The organism is Caulobacter sp. DWR1-3-2b1 (genome assembly GCF_049895765.1).
Classification (GTDB): domain Bacteria; phylum Pseudomonadota; class Alphaproteobacteria; order Caulobacterales; family Caulobacteraceae; genus Caulobacter.
This window is the reverse complement of sequence record NZ_JAFCSZ010000004.1, coordinates 67361-92550: the sequence shown is the minus strand read 5'-3', so window position 1 is coordinate 92550 and position 25190 is coordinate 67361. Positions and strand designations below refer to the sequence as shown.

At 65.7% G+C, this 25190-nt stretch carries 16 protein-coding genes; 4 read left to right on the top strand and 12 right to left on the bottom strand.

Annotation, left to right across the window (positions count from 1 at the left end; genetic code table 11):
* Positions 1–122: 122 nt before the first annotated feature.
* Complete coding sequence (locus tag ACP69S_RS05600) at positions 123–2942, top strand: glycosyl hydrolase 115 family protein (protein WP_425995582.1); 2820 nt, start codon at positions 123–125, stop codon at positions 2940–2942.
* Between the two features lie 21 nt (positions 2943–2963).
* Here ACP69S_RS05600 and ACP69S_RS05595 read toward each other — a convergent pair whose 3' ends face one another.
* On the bottom strand, positions 2964–4094 hold the full coding sequence (locus ACP69S_RS05595) for an alpha/beta hydrolase (protein WP_425995581.1): 1131 nt from the start codon (positions 4092–4094) through the stop codon (positions 2964–2966).
* Between the two features lie 268 nt (positions 4095–4362).
* Between ACP69S_RS05595 and ACP69S_RS05590 the strand changes: the two genes are divergently transcribed.
* Positions 4363–4839, top strand: a complete 477-nt coding sequence (locus ACP69S_RS05590; protein WP_425995580.1) for a hypothetical protein — start codon at positions 4363–4365, stop codon at positions 4837–4839.
* Between the two features lie 53 nt (positions 4840–4892).
* Here ACP69S_RS05590 and ACP69S_RS05585 read toward each other — a convergent pair whose 3' ends face one another.
* From ACP69S_RS05585 to manD, 3 genes are all read right to left on the bottom strand, one after another.
* Positions 4893–5324: a Fic family protein gene (locus ACP69S_RS05585; RefSeq protein WP_425995579.1), complete on the bottom strand. Its 432-nt coding sequence runs from the start codon at positions 5322–5324 to the stop codon at positions 4893–4895.
* A 76-nt stretch (positions 5325–5400) separates the two neighbouring features.
* Entirely contained in the window at positions 5401–6150 is a 750-nt protein-coding gene (locus ACP69S_RS05580) for a FadR/GntR family transcriptional regulator (RefSeq protein WP_425995578.1), read from the bottom strand.
* Positions 6151–6272: 122 nt separating this feature from the next.
* On the bottom strand, positions 6273–7484 hold the full coding sequence (manD, locus tag ACP69S_RS05575) for a D-mannonate dehydratase ManD (protein ID WP_425995577.1): 1212 nt from the start codon (positions 7482–7484) through the stop codon (positions 6273–6275).
* A gap of 275 nt (positions 7485–7759) precedes the next feature.
* Between manD and ACP69S_RS05570 the strand changes: the two genes are divergently transcribed.
* Positions 7760–9886 (top strand): alpha-glucuronidase family glycosyl hydrolase, encoded by a 2127-nt coding sequence (locus tag ACP69S_RS05570; RefSeq protein ID WP_425995743.1) that lies wholly within the window; start codon positions 7760–7762, stop codon positions 9884–9886.
* 276 nt (positions 9887–10162) lie between these two features.
* On the opposite strand, the gene ACP69S_RS05565 is transcribed toward ACP69S_RS05570, so the two are convergent.
* From ACP69S_RS05565 to ACP69S_RS05530, 8 genes are all read right to left on the bottom strand, one after another.
* The gene (locus ACP69S_RS05565; protein ID WP_425995576.1) at positions 10163–13063 is read right to left on the bottom strand and encodes a TonB-dependent receptor; all 2901 of its coding nucleotides are present in this window, start codon (positions 13061–13063) and stop codon (positions 10163–10165) included.
* 256 nt (positions 13064–13319) lie between these two features.
* The gene (locus tag ACP69S_RS05560) at positions 13320–13619 is read right to left on the bottom strand and encodes a winged helix-turn-helix domain-containing protein (protein ID WP_425995575.1); all 300 of its coding nucleotides are present in this window, start codon (positions 13617–13619) and stop codon (positions 13320–13322) included.
* A gap of 5 nt (positions 13620–13624) precedes the next feature.
* Positions 13625–13831, bottom strand: a complete 207-nt coding sequence (locus tag ACP69S_RS05555; protein WP_425995574.1) for a hypothetical protein — start codon at positions 13829–13831, stop codon at positions 13625–13627.
* Entirely contained in the window at positions 13828–15045 is a 1218-nt protein-coding gene (locus ACP69S_RS05550; protein ID WP_425995573.1) for an acyltransferase family protein, read from the bottom strand. Before ACP69S_RS05550 ends, ACP69S_RS05555 begins: the two co-directional genes overlap by 4 nt.
* Before the next feature lie 206 nt (positions 15046–15251).
* Complete coding sequence (locus tag ACP69S_RS05545) at positions 15252–16766, bottom strand: tryptophan halogenase family protein (RefSeq protein WP_425995572.1); 1515 nt, start codon at positions 16764–16766, stop codon at positions 15252–15254.
* Entirely contained in the window at positions 16763–18280 is a 1518-nt protein-coding gene (locus ACP69S_RS05540; protein ID WP_425995571.1) for a tryptophan halogenase family protein, read from the bottom strand. Before ACP69S_RS05540 ends, ACP69S_RS05545 begins: the two co-directional genes overlap by 4 nt.
* Before the next feature lie 189 nt (positions 18281–18469).
* Entirely contained in the window at positions 18470–19936 is a 1467-nt protein-coding gene (locus ACP69S_RS05535; protein WP_425995570.1) for a tryptophan halogenase family protein, read from the bottom strand.
* Positions 19937–19988: 52 nt separating this feature from the next.
* On the bottom strand, positions 19989–21461 hold the full coding sequence (locus ACP69S_RS05530) for a tryptophan halogenase family protein (protein WP_425995742.1): 1473 nt from the start codon (positions 21459–21461) through the stop codon (positions 19989–19991).
* Positions 21462–21908: 447 nt separating this feature from the next.
* On the opposite strand from ACP69S_RS05530, the gene ACP69S_RS05525 reads away from it, so the two are divergent.
* A complete protein-coding gene (locus ACP69S_RS05525) occupies positions 21909–25124 on the top strand; it encodes a TonB-dependent receptor (RefSeq protein WP_425995569.1) in 3216 nt (1071 codons plus the stop codon).
* Positions 25125–25190: the final 66 nt, after the last annotated feature.

Sequence of the window (25190 nt, the reverse complement as noted above, 5' to 3'; positions counted from 1 at the left end):
AAGCCTTTGGGGGTGACTCGCCTGCGGGCGGAGTGAAAAACAAAGGGGTTCGTGGGTTCGATCTGGACCCCGGCCTTCGCCGGGGAGAGCGGGACAGAGGGATCTGGCCGGCGATATCGGCCTTGGTCCTCGCCGCAGCGCTCGCCACCGCCGTCGCTCTGCTCGTCCCGACCGCCGCCCGCGCCGCCGAACCCGCCGCCGTCACCGCAACCATCACCCCTGGCGCCTTCCCCCTGATCCGCGCCGGCCAGCCCGCCCGGATCGAGGCCGACGTCACCGACCACCCCGGCGCGCTGCGCGCCATCGCTGATCTCAAGGCCGATCTCGCCAAGCTCTCCGGCGCCCAGACCCCCGCCAAAGACGCCCCGGTCGTCATCATCGGCACCATCGGCAAGAGCGCCGCCATCGACGCCCTGATCGCGTCCGGCAAGCTCGACGTCTCCAAGGTCACCGGCCAGTGGGACGGCTTCGTGCAGCAGGTGATCGACAACCCGCGACCCGGCCTGGAGCAAGCCCTCATCATCGCCGGCGCCGACAAGCGCGGCACGATCTATGGCGCCTACGACCTGTCCGAGCGGGCCGGCGTCTCGCTCTGGACCTGGTGGGCCGACGCGCCGGTCATCGTCCGCAAGGACGCCTTCGTGTCCCCCGGCGCCAACGTCCAGAAGCCCAGGGTCAAGTACCGGGGCATCTTCCTCAACGACGAGAACCCGGCCCTGTATGGCTGGGCCAACAAGACCTTCGGGGGCTTCAATCACGCCTTTTACGAGCGGGTCTATGAGCTGACCCTGCGCCTGAAGGGCAACTATCTGTGGCCGGCGATGTGGGGCAAGGCGCTGTATGACGACGACCCGCTGAACGCCCCTCTGGCCGACGAGATGGGCGTGGTGATCGGCACCTCGCACCACGAGCCGATGATGCGGGCTCACATAGAGTGGGAGCGCCATGGCTCCGGCCGCTGGGACTATGCGAAGAACCCAGAAAAGCTGCGCGACTTTTGGCGCGAGGGCATCACCCGGAAGGGCGGCAACGAGAGCCTGGTCACTGTCGGCATGCGCGGCGACGGCGACGAGCCGATGAGTGAAGGCACGGCCACCCAGCTGTTGGAAACCATCGTCGCCGACCAGCGCAAGATCATCAGCGAGGTGACGGGCAAGCCACCCGAAAAGACGCCGCAGGTCTGGGCGCTCTACAAAGAAGTTCAGGATTATTACGACGCCGGCATGCGCGTGCCTGACGACGTGACCCTGCTGTTCGCCGACGACAACTGGGGCAACATTCGCCGTCTTCCGGAACCGGGCAAGACGCGGCCGGGCGGCTACGGCGTCTACTACCACTTCGACTATGTGGGTGGCCCCCGGAACTACAAGTGGCTCAACACCAACCAGATCGAGCGCGTGTGGGAGCAGATGAAGCTGGCCGACGACTACGGCGCCGACCGGCTTTGGATCGTCAATGTGGGCGACCTGAAGCCCATGGAGCTGCCGACCGAATTCTTCCTCGACTACGCGTGGAACCCCGACGCGATCCCGCTGGAAAAACTGCCGACCTACACCCGCGACTGGGCGGCGGCGCAGTTCGGGTCCGACCACGCGACCGAGATCGCGGCCCTGCTGGACGGCTACACCAGGCTCAATGCGCGTCGAAAGCCGGAGCTGATCGACCCCTCGACCTTCAGCCTGGTCCATGACCGCGAGGCCGAGCGGGTCGAGGCTGAATGGGCCGACCTGGAGCGCCGCGCCGACGCGGTGCGGGCTCTCCTGCCCAAGACCGCCGACGACGCCTTCTTCCAACTGGTCTGGTTCCCGGTGAAGGCCAGCGCCAACCTGACCCGGCTCTACATCGCCGCCGGTCGCAACCGGCTCTATGCGGCGCAGGGGCGTCTCGGAGGAGCCTACGTCCAGGCCGACCTGGTCGAGACCCTGTTCAAGCGGGACGCTGAACTCACCCGCCAGCACGACGCCATCGCTGGCGGAAAGTGGATCCACATGATGGACCAGACGCACATCGGCTACACCAGCTGGCAACAGCCCGACCGCAACACCATGCCCGCCGCCGTGCGGCCCAGCCCGCCGCGCGCACCGCTGGCCAGGATCGGCGTGGCGATCGAAGGGCGAGAGGCGGCAGTGGCGGGAGCGGCCGAGCTACCTGTTCTGCACCGCTACGGCGCCCCCTCACGCTGGATCGACGTTTTCGATACAGGCTTCTCGCCGGCGACGTTCGAGGTCTCGACGAGCGCACCCTGGCTGAAGGTCGCGCGCGGGGCGCCCGATCCGCATGGCGACGCGCGGCTTGAAGTCTCGGTGGACTGGGCCGTGGCCCCGAAGGGTCTGGCCTGGGCGCCGATCACCATCAAGGGCGTGACGAATAGCTTCACGATCACCGCCGTGAGTGACAATCCCTCGCGCCAGCCGGCCAAGGGCGCCTTCGTCGAAGCCGGCGGGATCGTCGCCATCGAGGCGCAGCACCACGCCCGCGCGACGTCGGTCGATGGCGTGACCTGGAAGACCATCCCCAATCTGGGCCGCACCCTGTCTGGCGTCGCGGCCTATCCCACGACGGCGGGGCCCAGCGTTCCCGGCAAGGGGCCGGCCCTGGACTATCTGATCGACTTCGAGAAGGCCGGCCCGACTGACCTGACGGTCTTCGTCTCGCCCAGCCTCGATTTCTGGGGCGACAAAGGCCTGCGCTACGCCGTCTCCCTCGACGATGCGCCGCCGGTGACCGTCAACATCATGCCCGACCCGTCCGAACGCGCCTGGAACACCGCCGTGGCTGACAATGTCCGCGTTCTGACGACCCGGCTGGAAGTCCCCTCGGCCGGTCCACATCGCGTGAAGCTGTGGCGCGTGGATCCGGGCGTGGTGTTCCAGCGGCTGGTGCTGTCGCGCGGGCCGCTGTCGGGCAGCTATCTGGGGCCAGTAGAGAGCGTTCGGCGGTAGGCCGACATCGGCTGGATTGCTCTACTTGCGTACTGCTCTAGCTTCGGCGCCGTTGACGTAGAGCGTCAGCCAGCCGGCCGGTCCGCCCCCGGGCTCGAACGTCACCCGCGCGTCCTGACCATGGAGATAGAACCTGTCCAGGGCCTCGGACAGGATGTTGGTCGCGGGAAAGCCGGCGACCTCCAGCAGCACGCCGTCCTCGTCCTCCCCGATCGTCACGGTCTTGCCGTCCGGCAGGCTGTAGGCCCCGAAATAGCGGCGGATCTGCTCGGGCTTCAAGGTGATCGGCGAGGGGCGCTTGATCGGCGCCGCGCGCGGCAGAAGAAATGGCAAGGCCGCCGACATCACCAGCGGATAGTAAGAGATGTGCTGCTCGCCCGCGAAGGCCTGGGTTCTCAGCGTCAGATGGTCCGGATCGCCTGACAACGCAGCCGACACCTTGGTCCCGCCGTCGATCATGTACGCGTCCTCGGCCGCGCCCCAGGCGACGAAGGCCTTGCGGCCACCAGCCTTGGCGCGGACCGCCTTCAGCCGCTGGATCACGCCGGGATCGGCCCAGACCGAGGGGCTGGCGATCAGGTACCCGCTGAAGCCGTCGGGCCGGTCGGCCAGCACGTTGGCGGTGAAGATCCCCGACAGGGAATGGCCAAAAAGCACGGCGGCCTTGGGGTCTAGCGGATAGCGGGCCTCCATGAACGGCTTCAGCTCCTCCAGCAGGAAGGCGCGGAACGCCGCCCCACCGCCGCCCTCGGCCACCGTACCGTCGGGACGTGTTCCGGGACCAAACAGCAGGTCAGTTTCACGCATGGAGGGGCCGTCGGGTGGATAGTTGATCGCGATGATGTAGGCCGGCGCCATGGACCCTGCGCCACCGAGCAACCACCCCGTCGGACCCGCGATGTCGTAGCCGCCGTCCAGCACATAGACCGCCGGCGCAGTCTGGCCGGGCAGGATCGGCGGGGTGTGAGGCGTCGTGACCTGTATGGCGAAGTCACGACCCACCCGCCTGGAGTGAACGATTAGCTGCACGGCGCGGCTTTGCGAGGCGGGCCCCTCGGAGACGATCTTCAGCGGCGGCAGCGGTTCGGCGCAGACGCCCGGCGTCAAGGCCAGGCTAGCGAGGCCAGCTATCGCCCAGATCCTGAAGGTCATTTCCTGCTCCGACATCGCGAACAGTCGGATATTGGATTACGCCTGTAGTCTGAGTCAATGGTGCGGACAGGCGGCGTTCTACTTTTGGGGCGACGAGGGTCTGCGCTCCGCCCTCTCGATCGACAACGCGCCGCCGATAACGGGTCGCGGGGCCGCTGCCCGGGAGCTATCTGGAGCCGGTGGGGAGCGTGCGGCGATAGAATTTATGGCTGTAAACTTTTCGTAGCGATCTGGCCTCTTGCCCGCTATCCTTGCACAGGAGGCGACGATGACCCGTAACGGATTGATCGGTGAGCTGCGGGTCGCCGCTCGGCCCAGGCCTGCGAAGCTGGCGGCGTGGATAGCCTTCGCGGTCTTGCTCGCACTGACCCTGGTCGGCGCCGTGGTCTTCAGACAACTCCAGGCCGACGCAGAGCAAGCCGCCGCGTGGAGCCTGCACCACCCGCCCTGTCCCCTCGCGGACAATCAAGCCCTGCACGGAGGGCGTCCGCCGATGGCGGCGAGCTATGGCGGCGCAAGGTTCGACCGCCGCTCGGGCTTCATCCAGTGCGTCCGCCGCCGCTATGACCTTGGTCATGGCCGCAAGGACTACGCGGTCTGCCAATTCAGCAGCCCTCAAGCCGTCAGGGTCACGATCGGTGGAACAGAGACCGTCTTTACTCAGCCTGTGGGCCGCTCGCTGCGCGTCGCCATCGCCGACAGAGGGCCAATCTGCGTCCTGATCGACAGACTGCCGCTGAGGTGACCACCGCCACATGGCGTCGCCGGGCGGGCCGTAGCGGCATGCGGCGGGAGGCGTCAGGTCGCCGGCGTAACGAGCGAATAGCTCGTGCTGCGTCCGCCAGCCGCGTCCCTTGTCAGGACGCCCCGCTTCAGCAGATTGTCGATGTCGCGCCCGGCGGTGTCTTGCGAGCACTTGGCGATGGCGGCCCATTTGGATGAGGTTAGCTTGCCCTCGAATCCGTCGAGCAGGCGGCTCAGCATGACGCGCTGTCGTTCGTTGAACGTTTCCCGCGCATGGCTTTCCCAGAAACGCGCGGCGTCGAGTACAACGCCGAGGACGCCGTCCGCGCCGTCGAAAGCCCGGTCGAGGCATCCCAGGAACCATTCAAGCCAAGCGGTGATGTCCAGATCGCCCTTCTGGGCCGACCCCAGCCGGGCATAGTAGTCCTTCCGCTCCAGCTGGATCTGCGCCGACATGCTGTAAAGCGTCGCGGGCTGGCCTCGCATGGCAACAGTCATCGCCGCACAAAATGCGGAGAATAATGAGGCCATTCTCCGCATTGTGGTGGGGACCGTCAGAGACCTAGATCGCCACCCGCTTGGCGATGGCGCTGCGGCGGGCGCTGGTTTCCTGCTGGGCGCGCTGGACGGCTTCGGTCTCGGTGGCGTGCAGCAGGTGTTCGATCACCCGTTCCAGGTGGTCGCGCATGGCTTGGCGAGCAGCGTGCGGGTCGCGGGCCTTGAGCGCATCGACCACGCGGCGGTGCTCGTTGATGCGCGGCTCCAGGCCCATGCCGCGCGCCCGGGCCAGGATGTTGCGGGCCAAGGGCGAGCGGTTGCGCCAGTCCCACAGGTTCTCGATGGTGGCGATGATCGCGCCGTTGCCGGTGGCCCGGGCGATGATCATGTGAAACTCGCGGTCGGCTTCCTCGCCGGCAATCTCTTCTTCCTCGTGCATGCGCACCATCAGGGCTTCCAGCTGCGCCAGCTGGTCGTCGTCGATGCTGGTGGCGGCCAGGGCGGCGGCCTCGCCCTCGAACAGACGGCGGGCCTCGATCAGTTCGAAGGCGCCGATCTCGAAGTCGACCTCGCTGGTCGGGGCGGCTGGACGGGCATTGCTGGTGACATAGATGCCAAGGCCGTGGCGGGCCTCGATCATGCCCAGCATTTCCAGGGCGATCATCGCCTCGCGAAGGGTGGGGCGGCTAACCCCGAACTGCTCGGCCAGTTCGCGCTCGGTCGGCAGGCGGTCGCCAAGCTTGTATTGTCCGGCCTCGATGGCGCCGGCCACGGTGTCGGCGATACGACGATAGAGCTTGACGTTATCGGCCATGGACGGGTGCTTGGTCTCGGGGTGGCGCTGGGGCCGGGTCAGATCGGTTTCACCTCAAGTATCACGCAGATTCTCCCACTTCGCTCGCCTTTTCACCGGTGGTGGCCCGTTTTGCTGGCCGATCACCAATCGTGCATCGAGCCGTCTTCCCGCCGGGCGATCGGCAGATAGGCGCGCTTGTAGGGATGGCCGGCGGCCAGGGTCTCGTCGATATCCACGCCCAGGCCCGGCACCTCGCCCGGGTGCAGCATGCCGTCGCTGAAGGTGTAGGCGTGGGGGAAGACCGCGTCCGTCTCGGGCGTGTGGCGCATATATTCCTGGATGCCGAAATTGGGGATCGACAGGTCGAAATGCAGGGCCGCGGCCATGCTGACCGGCGACAGGTCGGTGGCCCCGTGGCAGCCGGTGCGGACGTTGTAGATCTCGGCAAAGCTGGCGATCTTGCGCAGGTGGGTGATGCCGCCGGCATGGACCACCGTGGCGCGGATATAGTCGATCAGCTGGTCCTGGATCAGGCTCTTGCAGTCCCACAGCGAGTTGAACACCTCGCCCACGGCCAGGGGGGTGGTGGTGTGCTGGCGGACCAAGCGGAAATTGTCCTGGTTCTCGGCCGGGGTGCAGTCTTCCATCCAGAACGGACGGTAGGGCTCCAGGTCCTTGCCCAGGCGACTGGCCTCGATGGGGGTCAGGCGGTGGTGGACGTCGTGCAGCAGGTGGACGTCCCAGCCCAGGCGCTCGCGGGCAGCCTTGAAGAGCTCAGGCGCGGCCCGCAGGTACTTTTCCGTGGACCACAGGGTTTCCTTGGGCAGGTCGCTGTCGGCCGGCTCGTAGAAGAACTTGTCCTTGGAGACGCCGTAGGTGCCCTTCATGCCGGGCACGCCCGACTGCAGGCGAATGGCCTTGTAGCCCTGCTCGACATAGACGGCGGCGTTGTCGAGGGTCTCCTCGATCGTCTCGCCATTGGCGTGGCCATAGACCATCGCGCCCGTGCGGCACGCGCCGCCCAGCAGCTGATAGACCGGCAGGCCGGCCACCTTGCCCTTGATGTCCCACAGCGCCATGTCGACCGCCGCGATGGCCGACATCGTCACCGGACCCCGACGCCAGTATGCGCCCTTGTAGAGGTACTGCCAGACGTCCTCGATCTGGTGGGCCTCGCGGCCGATCAGGCAGGGGATGACGTGTTCGGTCAGATAGGCTTCGACCGCCAGTTCGCGGCCGTTCAGCGTGGCGTCGCCAATGCCGTAGGTCCCGTCCTCGGTGACGATCTTCAGCGTGACGAAGTTGCGCCCCGGGCAGGTCACGATGGTCTTGGCGGCGATGATCTTGGACATGAACATCGGTTTAACGGTGGAGAATGGGTTGTCAACCCAATGGTCAGACCACTACATGTCGGTGTCTCGACCTCTGCAGCGAAACGGCTCGGAGTTACAAACGACCGCTCTCCCCGGCGAAAGCCGGGGCCCAGATCGAACCTGCCGGCGATGGGGACGTGGCGATGCCGATGGCGCGTCGCGACCCACCTCTCGGGGTGAATCTGGGTCCCGGCTTTCGCCGGGGAGAGCGGAAGGAAATAGTCTGGGAGTAAACGATGCGCCTGCTGACTGTGATGTGTGTGCTGGCCGGCCTTGCCCTGGCTCCCGCAGCAAAGGCCGAGGACGGCCATGACCTTTGGCTGCGCTACAGACCGGTCGAGGGCCCCGCCCGGGCGCCCTACGCCGCCGCCGGAACGGCCGTGGCGCCGACGGCCCGGACCCCGACCCTGTCCATCGCCCATGCCGAGTTGGAACGCGGTCTTTCGGGCCTGCTGGGCGCCGCGCCGATGGTCGCCGAGGCCGGCAGCCGAGATGGCGTCATCCTGATCGGCACGCCGGCGACCTCGCCCGCCATCGCCGGTCTTGCCCTGCCGATGAAGGACGCCGGCGACGAGGGCTATCTGATCCGCACGGTCAGCATCGATGGCAAGCAAACCACCGTGATCGCCGCCAACCGCGAGGTCGGCGTGCTGTACGGCGTATTCCGCTATCTGAGCCTGATACAGACCCGCCAGCCTGTGGATAGGCTGGCCATCGCCTCGGCGCCCAAGGTCGGCCTACGGATGCTGAACCACTGGGACAATCTGGATCGCACGGTCGAGCGCGGCTATGCGGGCCAGTCGATCTGGGACTGGTGGAAGCTGCCTGACCATGCCGACCCCCGCTATGCCGAATACGCCCGCGCCAACGCCTCGCTGGGCATCAACGGCACGGTGCTGAACAACGTCAATTCCAAGTCTCTCAGCCTGACGGCGCCCTGGATCGCCAAGGCCGGCGCCCTGGCCGATGTGTTCCGTCCCTATGGGATCAAGGTCTATCTGTCGGCCCGCTTTTCCTCGCCCATCGAGATTGGCGGGCTGAAGACCGCCGACCCGCGCGACCCAGCGGTGAAGGCGTTCTGGAAGGCCAAGGCCGACGAGATCTACAAGGTCATTCCAGACTTCGGCGGCTTCCTGGTGAAGGCCAATTCTGAGGGCCAGCCTGGTCCTCAGGACTATGGCGCGACCCATGTGGACGGCGCCAACATGCTGGCCGACGCCATCGGTGGGCGCGGCGTCGTGATCTGGCGGGCCTTCGTCTATTCGCACGAGCAGCCGGATGATCGCGCCAAGCAGGGCTTCTCGGAGTTCAAGCCCTTTGACGGCCACTTCCGAGACAATGTGGTGATCCAGGTCAAGAACGGCGCCATCGACTTTCAGCCGCGCGAGCCCTTCCATCCACTGTTTGGAGCCATGCCGAAATCGAACCTCGGCATGGAGTTCCAGATCACCAAGGAATATCTCGGCTTCGCCACGCACCTGGCCTATCTCGGCCCGATGTACGAGGAGACCCTGCGGGCCGACACCCTGGTCAAGGGCAAGGGCTCGACGGTGGCCAAGGTGATCGACGGCTCGCTGGACGGCCGCAAGCTGACCGTCATGGCCGGGGTCGCCAATATCGGCATGGACAGGAACTGGAGCGGCTCGCACTTCGACCAGGCCAACTGGTACGCCTTTGGCCGCCTGGCTTGGGATCCGGAAGCCTCAACTCGCGACATCGCCGCCGACTGGGCGCGCTTAACTTTTTCCAATGACCAGCGCTTCGTGACACCCGTGGTCGATATGATGATGGTCTCGCGCGAGACGTTGGTCGACTATATGACGCCGCTGGGTTTGCACCACCAGATGGGCCGCAGCCACCACTATGGCCCCGGTCCCTGGGTGAAGGGCGGCGAGCGCGCCGACTGGACCAGTGTTTACTACGCCAAGGCCGGCGCCGACGGCGTCGGCTTTGACCGCACCGCCAAGGGCAGCAACGCCGTAGCCCAGTACGCGCCGCCGGTCGGGGCCTGTTTCGCCAACCTCAAATGCGTCGATGAGAAGGACTTGCTGTGGTTCCACCACCTGTCGTGGGACTACAAACTGAAGTCGGGCCAGACCCTGTGGGACGGCCTCGTCACCCGCTATTCGCGCGGCGTGGCCGGCGTGGACGCCATGGGCGAGACCTGGGCGGACATGTCGCCCTATGTCGACGCCGAGCGCCACGGCCAGGTGAGCAACTTCCTGAAGATCCAGCGCAACGAAGCCCAGTGGTGGCGGGATGCGTCGGTGGCCTATTTTCAGACCTTCTCGAGGCGTCCGCTGCCGGCGGGGGAGAAGGCGCCGCCGCTTTCGCTCGAGGCCTATGAGGCGATGAGCTTTCCTTACGCGCCGGGAATCTAAGCCGCCGCCGGGACGCCCCCTCCGTCACGTCGCGTATCTGCGCCGCGCCACCTCCCCCGCAGGCTTCGATGCGGGGCAGGAAAAGAAGCGTCGCCTCCTGCTCCGTGAAACGGGAGCGTCCGGCGCTGGCCTGAGCACAAGCACAAAAAAACGGCGCATCCCCGGGAAGGAATGCGCCGTGAAAATCACGCGAATCTGGGAAGGTTTTTCGCGCGAAAGACGCCGGGGGGAGAAGTACCCCGCCGCCGCGCGGGGCGACGACGGGGTCGGCGAAACCTAGAACTTGCCGCGGATGCCCAGCATGATCTGACGACCCGGCTGGTAGAAGGTGAAGGCGGCGTTGTCGTACTGGAAGGTGTTGCGCTGCGGCTCTTCGGTGATGTTGATCACGTCCAGGGTCACGCGCGGCGAGGTCGGCAGGTTCTCGAACTGGTAGCTGGCCGAGAGGTCCCATTGGCCGCGAGCATCAGTCCCCAGCTCGGCCAGCGGAATGCCGTTCTGGTTGGGCCCCGAGGAGATCTGGGCGTCGTTCCACACATAGGACAGGCGGACCGTAGCGCCGTGCTTCTCGTAATAGCCGGTGACATTGTAGGCCCAGGGCGAAACGCCCACGGCCTTGGCCGGCGCGCCCGTGCCGCGCGGGTTCTGCTCGACATGGGTGGCGTTGGCGGTGAAGCCCGCGCCGTCGACCACGAAGTCCAGCGGCTGAACCCAGGTGACTTCCTGGCCCTGGATGGTCAGGACGCCGTCGGCGTTGATCTGCTGGCTGACCGTCACGGTGGCGGCGTTGGGACCGCCCCGGTTGGTGATCGCCTGCTGCTGCAGGTTGGTCAGCTGGTCGTAGGGCACGCCCAGTTGCAGGAAGGGGATCGTGTTGTTGCCGCTGATCGTGAAGCCGGTCAGTTCCTTGCGGAACAGGGCCACGCCCACATAGCCCGCGCCGCCCGTGTACCATTCGCCGCCGATGTCGAAATTGTTCGACAGATAGGGCTGCAGGTTCGGGTTGCCCTGGTTGGCCTGCTGGGCCGACGGGTCGCTGAAGGTGGTGCCCGGCAGCATGGCCGAAGGGTTGGCGCGGGTGATGGTGCGCGAGGCGCTCATCCGCAGGATGATGTCTTCCTTCAGGTTCCAGGCCGCGTTGAACGAGGGCAGCATGCCGTCGTACTTGTTGACGCGGCTAAGGAACGAGGTGACGCCGTTCACCGTCTGCGGGCCTTCGATGGTCTGCTCGGTATTGTAGTAGCGCACCCCGCCATTGATGCGCAGGTCGCGCTCCAGCACCTGGGTGACGCCGTTGAACTCGATATAGGCGCCGGTGGTCGTTTCGCGGATGAAGCCCGAGGCCGCGCCGGTGGCGGCCGAGTTGGAGAACGGCGCCGCAGCGTTGAAGGCGGCGTAGTTGGTGGCCGTGAAGATCTTGTCCTTGTCCAGCGTGATGAAGCCGATCGGACCCGGGAGGATGTAGCTGGCCAGGCTGGCCAGCGGAACGGCCGAGCCCGCGCGGCCGTCGCAACCGGGGACCGGGGTCGGGGCCGGGCTCTGCGGGGTGACGCCGCCGCCGCCGCAGGTGAAGGTCTGCCAGCGGGCGCTGTTGTCGATGGCGGTGATCCGACGGCTGACGTCGTCATAGGCGGCGCCGACCCTGAAGTTCATGCCCTTCTCGTCGCCGATCGTCAGGTCGAAATGGGCGCCCTCGGTGGAGGTGACGCGCTTCTCGTTCTGGATGTTGGCGCGGCCGCCGGCCCAGACCCAGCCCAGGGCCGGATCGTTGAGGTTCTTGCTCGGCTTGATCGAGGGACGGTCGCCGCCATTGTTGGCGTAGGTCACCGTCATGCCCTGGCCCAGCGGGCTGTTGAACAGCACGGTCGGGGCTTCGCGGAAGAAGACCGAGCGGCTCCAGTTGATCTGGCCGTCCAGCTTGATCCAGTCGTTCGGACGCCAGGTGAAGCCCGGGTTGAGGTTCAGCACCTCGACGTCTTCTTTATAGGGACGATATTCGAGGAAGAATTGCGAGTTGAGGAAGGTGCCCTCGGTGACGACGTTGTTGCTGTCGACCTTCACGCCCACCGGGACCATGAAGTTGGAGTTGCGCGCCACCCAGTTCATGTCGATCCGCTCGAACTCGCGGCTGGCCTTCGAGTACAGGGTGTCGAGATAGACGTTCACGGCGTCGTTCGGGCGCCATTCCAGCGAGACGACGAACGAGTCTCGGTTGCGCTCGCCCGAGCTCCATGAGTCCCGGCCCAGGCGCGGGATCAGGGCGTCGGACAGTTGAACCAGGCTGGTCCCGGGGTTGAGGGACGCCAGCAAGGCGTTGTCGACCGTCTGGCCGGGCGTCAGGCCATTGCTGGTCACGCCCGCCGGGACCGTCGAGGCCCAGTTGAAGCCGTTGCCGCCGGTGGTGTTGCAGCCCGTGCAGGTCATGTTGGCGTTGGTCCAGCCGATGGTCTCGAAACCGACCGTGGTGGACTTGTTGCGGGCGAAGGCGGCGCCGGCCAGGATGCCGAAATCGCCGACCGGGGTTTCCCAGGTCTTCGAGGCGATCAACGAGCCGCGCGGGCTGATGTCGTCGGCCTGATTGTTCTTGCCGGCCTGGATCGAATAGATCAGCTGGCCCTGCGCCTTGTAGTCGAACGGGCGGGCGCTGCGCATATTGACTACGCCGGCGACGCCGCCCTCGACCTGACCGGCGGTCGGGGTCTTGTGGACATCCAGACGGGTGAACAGCTCGGTCGGATAGAGGTCCAGATCGATTTCGCGGTTCTGGTTCTGGCTGTCGGTGCGGCCCGACGAGGCCACTGCGGCTTGAGCGCCGTTCAGCAGGACCTTGGTGAAGTTGGTGCCCAGACCACGGATGGCGACGTTCAGGCCTTCGCCGTTGATTTCGCGGGTCAGCTGCACACCGGGAATGCGGTTCAGCGACTCGGCGATGTTGGCGTCGGGGAACTTGCCGATGTCTTCAGCGAAGACGGATTCGGTAAAGGTGACGCTCTCGCGCTTGGCGTTGGTGGCGTCGGTCAGGCTCTTGCGGAAGCCGGTAACGACCACTTCTTCGACGGTATCGGCTTCGGCGGCGGTTTGCGCCTGGGCTGCGAAGCCGATGAAGACCGAGGACAGGCAGGTGGCGCTGATCAGGGCCAGGCGACGGCCAGACTGGTGGCGTAAAGATGAAGACATGTTTCTCTCCCCTTGAGACGGCGCTGTGCGCGCTCGTTCGTCCTTGGCCGCAGTGTTTCGATGGTAGCGGTCACAGACGCAGAGGATTACGAGGTAAGGCCTTTTAAGTCAACGTGGTCATACCTTCGAAACCAGGGCTGGTTAGACCATTGCTCCCAGGGTGGGGTATTGCGGTCACGGTTGAGGTTGGCGCGCGTCGACGCTGCCCATTTTCAAGCGGATTGGCGGCTAAGGTCAGACAACGCGTTGGCGAGACTCAGGCCTTGCCGATCAGGCCTGACAGCACCTCGAGATAGGTTGCAAAGGCCTTGCGACCGGCCGGGGTCAGGTGGGCCCGGGTCAGGGGCTTGCGGCCCTGGAAGCTCTTGACGATCTCGACATAGCCCGCCTCCTCCAGCTTGCGCAGATGGATGGAGAGGTTGCCTTGCGTGGCCTCGAGCACGGCTTTCAGCTCGTTGAAGTCGGCGGCCTCGGCGTCGGCGAGATAGGCCATGATCCCCAGGCGCAGGCGCCCGTGGATGGCCTCGTCCAGTTTTGTGACGTCAAAGGCGGCCATCTTGGTCAGACGGCTTTGCGTGCGGCCTGGCGGATCATGATCCAGCCGGGCAGGGCCATGAACAGCAGCAAGGCGAGCCCGGCGGTCAGGCAGTACAGGCCACCGCCGGCCATGAACAGCCAGCCGCCCGAAGCCTGGGTCCTTGGGGTGTCGGTCACCAGGGCGCGGATGAAGGCCAGGTCGTCCTGGGTGTCGCGCAGATCGCTGGTCATGCGGGTTGTCCTTGCAGAGCCTTGCGGGGAGCCTTTGTCTTCTTGCCGTTCAGAATCGCGCCGAGGAACCCGTGTCTTACCAGAAGCTGGCAGGTCGCGAGCGCGATCAGCAGCGTTCCGATCGTGACGATCAGAAACTTGATCGCGGCGGGGGCGGGCAGGTCCAGCACCGCATACTGCAGGGCCAGCACCAGCGGCAGGTGGACGATGTAGATCCAGTACGAAGCGTCGGCTAGGTAACGCCAGGCGGCGCTGGGCGTGTTGAGGAACCGGACGGCAAGACCGATCAAGCCGAAGATCCAGGACCAGACGGCCAGTACATAGGCGGCGGCATAGGCGATCTTCTCACGGCCGGGGACGGAGTCGAGGCGAGGAGCCAGACCCACCGACCACAGGCAATAGCCGGTCAGGGCGCAGGCGAGGGCCAGCTGGATCGGCCACTGGCGCCTTAGGATCTCCAGCAGTTCTTGCTGGCGGTGAAGCAGCCAGCCAAAGCCGAAGGCCATGCCGAAGCCAGCGAGGGCGGCGGTGTTGGGGATTAGACTCATGTCCGGCGTGGGGATGCCGAACCAGTACAGCCAGCTGTTTCGCGAGATCAGGGCGACGAACAGCGGCAGGCTCAGCGCCAGGCCAACCAAGCCAAGGCGCAGAGTCGCGGCCAGGGCCTTGTCGACCATGCTTCGCAAGGCGCCGCCGCCGTCAACCAGGGCGACCAGGCCGCGCAGGGCCAGGGCGACCGGATAGAGGATCAGCAGCAGATATAGGAACCACAGGTGGGTCAGTGGAAAGTTTTGGGCCGTCAGGGGTGGCGTCGGCGGCGGCGGTTTGGTGGCGAGGCTCGGATCGGCCTTCAGGGCCGCCATGATCATGAAGGCGACGATGGCGGCGAAGACCGGCAGCCAGAAGGTCGCCAGGGGCAAGGCGATGCGCTTGAGCCGGTTGCCGACAAACCCCTTCACGCCGCGCCTCTCCAGCAACAGTCGCGCGAAGAAGCCGGCGATGACGAAGAACAGGCTCATGCGGAAGATGTGCGAGACGAAGATTATCGCCCCGATAGCGGGGTCGGAGGTGCTGTCATTGACCACCCAGAAGTGCGGCTGGGTGTAGGCGAAGCCCGCGTGGAACGCCACGCCCAGCAGCAGCGCCCCGGCCCGCAAGACATCCATCGCATGGAAGCGCTCGGCGTCCGGAGCCGTCGAAATCAGAGCGGTCATCACATCCCTCCCAGGCTGAAGCGCCTTGTCGAAGGAATTATGCGCAGACAAGTTTAAAATGTAAACATGTCTATCGGTATTGATCCCCTCTCCCTTGCGGGAGAAGGTGTCGCCGTCAGGCGACGGATGAGGGGTCGTTCGGACAGATCGGGTGAACCCCTCATCCGTCCGCTTCGCGGCCACCTTCTCCCGCAAGGGAGAAGGGATCAGGCCATCGCATCGCAATTCGCGCGGATGAACTCCATATGCCCCGGCATCACCTCGGCCGACTTGGCGATCACCGAGCGGATCTCGGCCATCCGCCGCCGCAGTTCGTCGTCGCTCATCACATCGACCATCGGGTCGTAGCCCTTGGGAACCACCCCCTGGCCGACCATCACCGCGAACCATGAGGTGTCGTTGAACAGCTCCTCGTTCTCTCGGAAGATCCGGCCGTAGCTCTCGAACACCGCCATCTTTTCGGCCAGGTAGTCGGGAACCGGCATCTCGCGGACATAGTCCCAATAGGGCGTGTCGTTCCGGGTCGTGGCCTTGTAGTGCAGAATGAGAAAGTCGCGGACCTTCTCGTATTCGAAGGTCATCACCCGGTTGTAGCGATCGATGTCGGGCTGGCGGAACTCGCGGTCCGGAAACATGGCCAGCAGGCGCGAGATGCCCACCTGGATCAGATGGATCGACTGGCTCTCCAGAGGCTCCATGAAGCCGGCCGACAGGCCGATGGCGACGACGTTCTTGTCCCAGCTCTTCTTGCGGCGACCGGCGGTAAACTTCAGCAGGTTGGGGCCGGCCAGGGGCTCGCCGTCCAGATTGGCCAGCAGGAACGCGGTCGCCTCGTCCTCGCTGATATGGGCGCTGGAAAAGGCGTAGCCATTGCCCAGGCGGTGCTGCAGCGGGATGCGCCATTGCCAGCCGGCCGAGCGGGCGGTGGCGCGGGTCACCGGCGCCGTCGAGCCGCCCAGGGCGCAGGGCATGGCCACGGCGCGGTCGTTCAGCAGCCACTGGCTCCAGTCTTCGTAGCCGGCCTTCAGCGTCTGCTCGATCAGCAGCCCCCGGAACCCCGAGCAGTCGATGAACAGGTCGCCCTCGACCACCTGACCGCTTTCCAGCGTCACGGACGCGACATGACCGTTCAGTGGGTTCTGCTGGACCGTGGCGATCTTGCCTTCCTGGCGCACGACGCCCCGCGCCTCGGAATAGTCACGCAAGTACTTGGCATAGAGTCCGGCGTCGAACTGGAAGGCGTAGGCGATCGAGCCCAGCGGCGAATTGGCCTGGCCGTTGGGCCGTATGAACTTGCTCAGCCGAGCGCCCACCGTATTGAGCGAATAGGCCCCCAAGTCGTGGTCCTCGCCCATGGCGTGGAGCTTCAGCCAATAGGCGTGGAAGGACACCGCCTCCATGTCGATCCCGTAGGGGCCGAACGGGTGGTGATAGCTGTGGCCGATGGCCTTCCAGTCGACGAACTCGATGGCCAGCTTGTAGGTGGCCTTGGTCTTGCGGATGAAGTCGTTCTCGTCGAGACCCAGCATGCGGTTAAAGATGTTGATCTGCGGGATGGTCGACTCGCCCACCCCCACCGTGCCGATTTCCTCGCTCTCGACCAGGGTCACGCTGGTCTGGCCGTCCCTGGTCAGGAAGCGGCCCAGGGCGGCGGCGGTCATCCAGCCGGCGGTGCCGCCGCCGACAATGACGACCTTGCGGAGACGGTTGACGCTGGTCATCGGGCTTTCTCGAATTCAGGCGCCGCGCAATAGCGGGCGATGAAGGCTTCGTGGGTGGGCAGGGCGTCGGCGGTGCGCCGCACCAGCGAGGCCAGGCGCTGCATCTGGCCGCGCACCATCTCGTCGTCCAGGGCGTCGACCAGCGGGTCGTAGTTTCGCGGCCGGATGTTCTGGCCCAGCAGCACGGCGATCCACGAGGGCTCGGCGAACAGGTCATAGTCGGACTGGAACAGCCGTCCGCGCGCGGCGAACAGGTCGATCTTGCGCTGCAAGCTTTCCGGGATCGCCATCTCGCGCGCCTGTTTCCAATAGGGCTCGGGGCGCTCATTGGCCTTGAAGTGCAGGATGATGAAGTCGCGGATCAGCTCGGTTTGCAGGATCGTCAGGCGGTTATATTCGGCGATCTCGACGGGGTCGAAACCCTTGTCCGGAAACAGGGCCAGCAGCTTGGTGATCCCGGCCTGGATCATGTGGATGCTAGTGCTTTCCAGCGGCTCCAGGAAGCCCGACGACAGACCGATGGCCACGCAGTTCCTGACCCAGATCTGCTTGCGTCGTCCGGCGCGGAACTTAAGGAAATTGGGCTCGGCGCGGGCCGGGCCGTCCAGGGTGGCGCGCAGGCGGGCGAGGGCGTCTTCGTCGCTGATGTGCTGGCTGGAATAGACATAGCCGTTGCCGGTGCGGTGCTGCAGCGGGATACGCCAACGCCAGCCGGCCGTATCGGCCGTGGCGCGGGTATAGGGGGTCAGGCCGTCGCCGCCAGTGTCGCACGGCATGGCCACGGCGCGGTCATTGGGCAGCCAGTGGCCCCAATCCTCGAAGCCTATGTCCAGCGCCTGCTCGATAAGCAGGCCGCGGAAGCCCGAGCAGTCGATGAAGAGGTCGGCCTCAATGACGTCACCGCCGTCGGTGGTGACCGAGCGAATGAAGCCGTCCTCGCCGCGCAGCGAGACATCCACCACCTTGCCCTCGCGGCGGATCACGCCGCGCTTTTCGGCGTAGTCGCGCAGGTAGCGGGCATAGAGGCCAGCATCGAAATGGAAGGCGTATTTCAGGCTGGAGAGAACCTGGCCGGGGTCCTTGCTGGGCAGCATGAACTTGCCAAGCTTGGCCGCCGTGGCCGACAGGTTGAAGTCGTCGAGGGGCTGGGTAGAGCCTTGCGACTGGGCCTTCAGCCAGAACTGGTGGAACTTGATGGCCTCGATATCCAGGCCGAAACCACCGAACGGGTGCAGGTAGCGCGAGCCCGGCGTAGTCCAGTCGACGAACTCGATGGCCAGTTTAAAGCTGGCCTTGGTGGCCCGCATGAAGTCTGCTTCGTCGATGCCGAGGATCTGGTTGAAGGTAGTGATCGGCGGGATCGTCGCCTCGCCGACCCCGACCGTGGCGATGGCGTCGCTCTCGATCAGGACGATCTCGACGTTCTTCAACACCTTCGACAGCGCCGCCGCCGTCATCCAGCCGGCTGTGCCGCCGCCGACGATCAGCACCTTTCGGACGGGGTTGGTGTTCATCGTGGAAGACCCGTAACTGACAAGGGGTTTGTCCTTCTCCCCTTGCGGGAGACGGTGGCGACCGAAGGTCGACGGATGAGGGGTCGATCAGCCCGTCCGCCTGGACGCGCTCCGCCACGAGCGCTCGCGCGAGCGCTCATCCGACGCTTCGCGCCAGCTTCTCCCGCAAGGGGAGAAGGGAAGCCAGAGCTACCCACGGTTCAATGCCTCCGCATGGGTCCGCAACCGCTCCGCCGTTTGGCGGAAAATCCCCCGCATCCGCTCGGCCGTCGCCTTGATGCGTTCGACGGGCATCCGGTCGACCAGCGGATCATAGCGCCCGGGCATCACGCCATGCCCGATGAAGGCGGCGATCCAGCTGGGCTCCAGGAAGGTCTCCTCGTCGTACATCACCACCCGACCGCGGCTTTCGAACTGGGCGATCTTATAGGCCAGTTGCTCGGGAACCGGCGCGGCGCGGCCCAAGTCCCAGATCGCCCCGTCGCGACGGCCCGCGCGGCGATAGTGCAGGATGGCTCGGTCGCGGATCTGCAAAATCGTCTCCGAGCCCAGGCGGTTATATTCCTCGGCGGCCACGGCTGCGCCGCCAGGGCGGGGGAAGAGGGCGATCAGGCGGGTGACGCCGCTCTGGATCAGGTGGATGTCGGCGCAGTCCATGGCCTCGACCATGCCCGCCGCGCCGCCGATAGCCACGCAGTTACCGACCATCGAGCGGACCCGTCGGCCATTGCGGATCTGCAGGAACTCCGGCTCGGAAACGCCGTGCTTGGGCATGCCAACCTTGGCCGCCTTCACGGCCGCCTCGTCGCTGGTCAGATCGGCGCGATAGGTCAGGCCGCTGTCCAGCCGGTCGCGCAGCGGGATCCGCCAGCGCCAGCCCTCGGCGGCGGCTTCGATCTCGGTCAGGGGCGGAGCGTCGCGACGGGCCTCCGCCATGATCCGCACCGCGCGGTCGGCGGGCAGCAGGGACGACCAGTCCTCGAACGGCTCGTCGCCGATCAGCAGGGCGGCCGAACCGGTGCAGTCGACGAAGAGCTCGGCCTCGACCCGCTCGCCGTCGGCCAGCACCACGGCGGCGATGTTTCCACCGTCGCGGATAACCTGCGCCACCTCGCCGGCGTCGGCGGCCACGCCGCCTCGGAGGGCCAGATTGCGCAGCACGCCGACATAGAGTTCGGCGTCCAAGTGCAGGCCGTAGGCCAGGGTCGAGAGCGGCGAGCGCGGGTCGGGATCGGGGGCTGAGAACCGACCCAGCTGGGCGATGACGGCGGCCAGGCTGTAGTCGTCCAGCGAGGCAGCCTCGCCGGCCTGACGCAGGCGGGTCCAGTAGTGGTGGAAGCCCACCCCTTCCAGACTGGCGCCGATCTCGCCGAAGGCGTCGCAGAAGCTGGCGCCCGGCGTCCAGCCGCTGAACCGCGAGCCCAGCTTGTAGGTCGCCCGCGTGGCGGCCATCAGCGCCGTCTCGTCCAGGCCCAGCAAGGCATGGAATGACCGCAGCGCGGGCAGAGTGGAGAGCGCGCCCTTCACGGCTGGCCCGGTTTCGACGACGCGGATCTGCGCCTGACCTCCCGTGGCGCGGGCCAGGGCTGCGGCGGTCATCCAGGCCTCGACGCCGCCACCAACGATGGCGACGCGTCCGAGGGGAGGGGCGGTCATGCTTCTGCGCCTTGGTTTTGGTGGCATGTGTCGGCGCTGGACGGCGCTTGCCTCATGCCGATCCCCGCGCGTCGCAGAACCGCTCGATAAATGCCTGATGCGCGGGCATGGCCTCAGCCGTGCGGCGCACCGCCGCCTTCAGCGCGGCCAACCGCCGGGCAGCCTCCCCCGGATCCACCGAGTCGGCCATCGGGTCGTAGCCGCGTGGCAGGATGTTCTGGCCCAGATAGACGGCCAGCCACGAGGGCTCCAGGAAGAAGCCGTCGCGATACTTCACTACCATGCCCCGGTCGCGGAACAGCTCCATCTTGTAGGCCAGGCTGTCGGGAATGGGGGCGGCGGCCTTGTCGCGCCAGAAGGCCGAGTCGTCGCGCTGGGTGGCGTGATAGTGCAGCACTAGGAAGTCGCGGATCCGCTCGAACTCCAGGTCCATGACACGGTTGTATTCATCCTGATCGGCCTTCGCGCAGCCGCGTTCGGGGAAGAGCTCCAGCAGGGTGGTGATGGCCACCTGGATCAGGTGGATGCTGGTGCTTTCCAGCGGCTCCAGAAAACCCGACGCCAGGCCGATGGCGACGACGTTCCTGTTCCACTGCTTCTTGCGGCGACCGGTGACGAACCGCAGGAAGCGCGGATCCTGCTGGGCCTTGCCGTCCAGCTTTGAGACCAACACCCGGGCCGCCTCGTCGTCGCTGATATAGCTGCTGCAATAGACATAGCCGTTGCCGACCCGGTGTTGCAGCGGGATGCGCCAGCGCCAGCCGGCCTCGTCGCTGGTGGCGCGGGTATAAGGCGTTGGCGGTTCGACCGAATCGCAAGGCACGGCGGCCGCGCGATCGCACGGTAGCCAGTGGGTCCAGTCCTCGTAGCCGGTCTTCATGGCCTGCTCGATCAGCAGGCCTCGGAAGCCCGAACAATCGATGAAGAGGTCGCCTTCGATCCGCTGGCCGCTCTCCAGGGTGACGGCCTCGACGAAGCCGTCCTCGCCGCGCAGGGCGACGTCCTGGATCTTGCCTTCGATGCGCTTGACGCCGCGCGCCTCGGAATAGGCCCGCAGATACTGGGCGTAGAGGCCAGCGTCGAACTGGTAGGCGTAGGAAAAGGTCGAACCCAGCGAGCGCGGGTCGGAGGAGGGCGGGGCGAACCGGTTCAGGCGCGCGGCGATGATCGGCAGGCTGTAGGCCTCGACGTCGTCAGCCTCGCCGCCTTCTTTCTGGGCAAGCATTTTCGCCCGCAGCCAATGCTGGTGGAAGGCGACACCGCCAATCGGCTGCCCGAACGCGCCGAAGGGGTGGATATAGCTCTCGCCCTTGCGGCCCCAATCGCGGAATTCGATGCCCAGCTTGTAGGTCGCCTGGGTCTTGCGCATGAAGTCGGCCTCGTCGAGACCGAGCTTGGCGTTGAAATTTCGAATGTGTGGCACGGTGGCCTCACCCACGCCTACCGTGCCGATCTCGGCGGACTCAACCAGCTGGATCGCGACCGCCCCGTCGCCCAGAACCGCGCTCAGGCCGGCGGCGGTCATCCATCCGGCGGTTCCGCCGCCTACGATGACGATCTTGCGGATCGCATCGACTCTCACGCCGCTCTCATCCATCCCCAACGTCCTTTCGCCCCATCTGCGCGGGGCCTCTACTCAAAATGACCATAGGGTCAAAGTCGAAATTGACAACGCTGTCTTAGGGGGTCATCGTTATGTCACCGGACGGCAAGTTCCGGCTCAGGTGGTCAAACCATCGGGGGGAAACCTAAGGTCGAGCAGACTCCGGGGGTATGATTGTCGTGCAGGCGACAACCTTGGCTGATCTGCTGTTCCAGTCTCTCCCCATGCACAGCTACGTGAGCCGACCCTTCGTGGCAACGCTTGACAGTCGGTGCTCTGTCATATGATCTGACCAATAATGGTCACGGTAACATGACCAATGGTAGCGCTAACGTCGCGCTATCCAAAAAAGAATGGGGAGTGAGATACATGAACTCTGTAAAGAGGTCGTCCGCGCAGCGCGGGCAAAATTCATTCATATCGGGCCTGAAGTCCGGCGTTTCCGCCGTGGCGCTTGGCGCGGCGATGTTCGCCGTCCCGGCGATGGCCCAGGCTCAGACGAAGGCCGATGACGCGGCCGTCGTCGACGAGGTCGTGGTCACCAGTATCCGCCAGAGCCTGAAGAGCTCGCAGGCGCTGAAGCAGTCGTCCGACATCATCGGCGACTCGATCACCGCCGAAGACATCGGCGCCCTGCCGGACCGGTCGGTGACCGAGGCCCTGGCCCGCGTGCCCGGCGTGTCGATCAACCGCTTCGCCGCGGGCGTCGACCCCGACCACTTCTCGGCCGAAGGCAGCGGCGTGGTCGTGCGCGGCCTGAACTTCGTCCGCTCCGAACTGAACGGCCGCGACAGCTTCACGGCCAATAACGGCCGAGGCCTGAGCTTCGCCGATGTGCCCTCCGAGCTGATGGGCGGCGTCGACGTGTTCAAGAGCCCGTCCGCCGACATGATCGAAGGCGGCATCTCGGGCACCGTCAACCTGCGCACCCGCCTGCCGTTCGACAGCAGCAAGCGCCTGTTGTCGATGTCGGCTGAGGCCAGCTATGGCGACATGTCCAAGTCGTGGACGCCGACCTATTCGTTCCTCTACAGCGACCGCTTCGACACCAGCGCCGGCGAGTTCGGCCTGCTGCTGAGCTACGTCAATTCCAAGCTCGACACCCGCGCCGACGCCATCCAGGTGTCGAACTTCGGTTGCCGCACCAATCTGGGCTCCGCAGCCGCCGACTGCGGCAATGGCGCCAAGGGCGTGTGGTTCCCGCGCGGCGCGGCCTTCCGCTCGACGGCCACCGAACGCGAACGCGAAGGCAGAGCGGCGGCCGTTCAATGGAAGAGCACCGACGGCACGATGCAGGCCGCGTTCCAGTATCTGCGCTCGGAATCGACCAGCAACACCAGCGAACACGCGATGGAAATCGCCACTGACAACGTCGCCAGCAACGGCGACTCGCGTCCGGTGGCCGGCACCAGCTTCACCTTCGACAACAGCGGCGTGTTCACCAACGGCGCGATCACCGGCACGACCGGCTGGCGCTCCGACCAGAACGGCGCCGACCCGCGCACGCCGATCAACGGCCTGCAATCCAACAATATCCGTCGCGACGAGAACATCACCAACGTTACGTCGGACTATGGCTTCAACTTCAAGTGGACGCCGAACGATAAGTGGGGCTTCCAGTTCGACGCCCAGCACGTGGACTCCAAGGTCGATGTGCTCAGCATGGGCATCTGGGCCTCGACGTTCCAGAACGCCGCGATCACGTTGAACGGCAACGATCTGCCGACCGTCCTGTTCACGCTTCCGGGCAATGGCCCGACCCCGACGCCTTGCGCGACCTTTAGCGCCAGCTGCCCGTCCTACACCCAGGGCATGAACAACAATCTGAGCTCGCCCTACAACAGCTTCTGGCGCTCGGCCATGGACCACATCGAGCAGTCGGAAGGCACCGAGGACGCGGTCAAGTTCGACGTCGAATACAAGTTCGGCGACGACACCTGGTTCGACTCCGTCAAGGCCGGCGTCCGCTGGGCCGAGCGCGATCAGACCACCCGCTTCTCGACCTATAACTGGGGCGTGCTCAGCGAGATCTGGGGCGAGGGCGGCCCGGTCTGGATGACCGACAGGATCGACAGCGTGCCCAACGCCGGCGGCCTGCCCGGCACGACGGGAACCGATAGCACCGCCAAGGCGCTAATGAACGGCTTCCCCAACTTCATGCGCGGCCAGACCCCGCTGCCCACCGGCACCGACTCCCGCCTGTTCTACGCAGGCAACACGGCCGACAACTACAAGGCGGCTTCGGACTTCGCCCTGTCGGTCGGTGACGAATGGCGGGCCCGAAACGGCGCCAACGGTTGCGCGCAGAACTGGGTGCCGCTGGCCATGCGATGCAATGTCGTCGCCGGCTCGCCCTTCCTGCCGCAGGAAATCAACCCGGTTAACGAGGTCAACAAGGCGGCCTATGTCGTCACCCGCTTCAAGGGGGACATGGGCGAGGCCCGCGTGAGCGGCAATATCGGCCTGCGCTACACCACGACCACGCGCGAGGCCGACGGCTTCCAGGCCTTCCCGAACGCCAACTTCACCACCGACGCCGCGTGCGCCGTGGTGCCCGTGGGTGAAACTCCGACGCCGTTCTGTATGCTGACCCCGACCGTGCGGGCTGCGGCCCGCCGCTGGGCCAACGGCGCGGTAAACCCCACCACAGTCAAAGCCGACTTCACCTACTGGCTGCCCAGCTTCAACGTGAAGATCGCCATGCCAAACGGTCTGCAATACCGTCTGGCGGCATCCAAGACGGTCACCCCGCCTGACATCGGCCTGACGCGCAACTACTACAACCTAGCCATCAACACGAACGCCGACGGCATCAGCGGTGGCCAGCCCAGCGGCAACGTGACGGTGGGCAATGCCTATCTGAAGCCGACCAAGTCGACGAACCTGGACGCCTCGGTAGAGTGGTACTTCGACTCCGTCGGCTCGCTGACCTTCGCGGCCTTCTACAAGGAGCTGACTGACGTCGCCACCAACACCACCTTGCGCATGCCGTTCACCAACAACGGCGCGACGTTCGATGTGCTGGTCACCACGCCGGGCAACTCTGACCAGAAGGCCAATGTCAAGGGCTTCGAGATCGGCTACCAGCAGTTCTACGACTTCCTGCCCAAGCCTTTCGACGGTTTCGGCATCAACGCCAACTACAGCTACATCGAAAGCAAGGGCGTGCCGCAAAGCACGCTGTCAGCGACCGATCCGGACGTGGCCGCCGGCCGCGTGACGACGGTCAACACCGCCAACCTGCCGCTGCAGGGCCTGTCCAAGCACAACGCCAACTTCGCGGCCATCTATGAGAAGGGTCCGATCTCGGCCCGTCTGGCCTATAACTGGCGCTCGGACTTCCTGCTGACGGTCCGCGACGTGATCGTGCCCTTCGCGCCGATCATGAACGAGGCCACCGGCACGCTGGACGGCTCGGTGTTCTACACGGTCAATCCGAAGGTGAAGATCGGCGTGCAGGGCGTGAACCTGCTCAACGAGACCACCATGACCAGCCAGGTCCTGAACAACGAACTCCTGAAAACAGGCCGTTCCTGGTTCATGAACGACCGTCGCTACACCGTCGTGGTGCGCGCGAGCTTCTAGGTTCCTCGAGAACCGCGCCGGCTTGGTCTCCCCCGGGCCGGCGCGACTTTCGGGAAATGGGTCCTC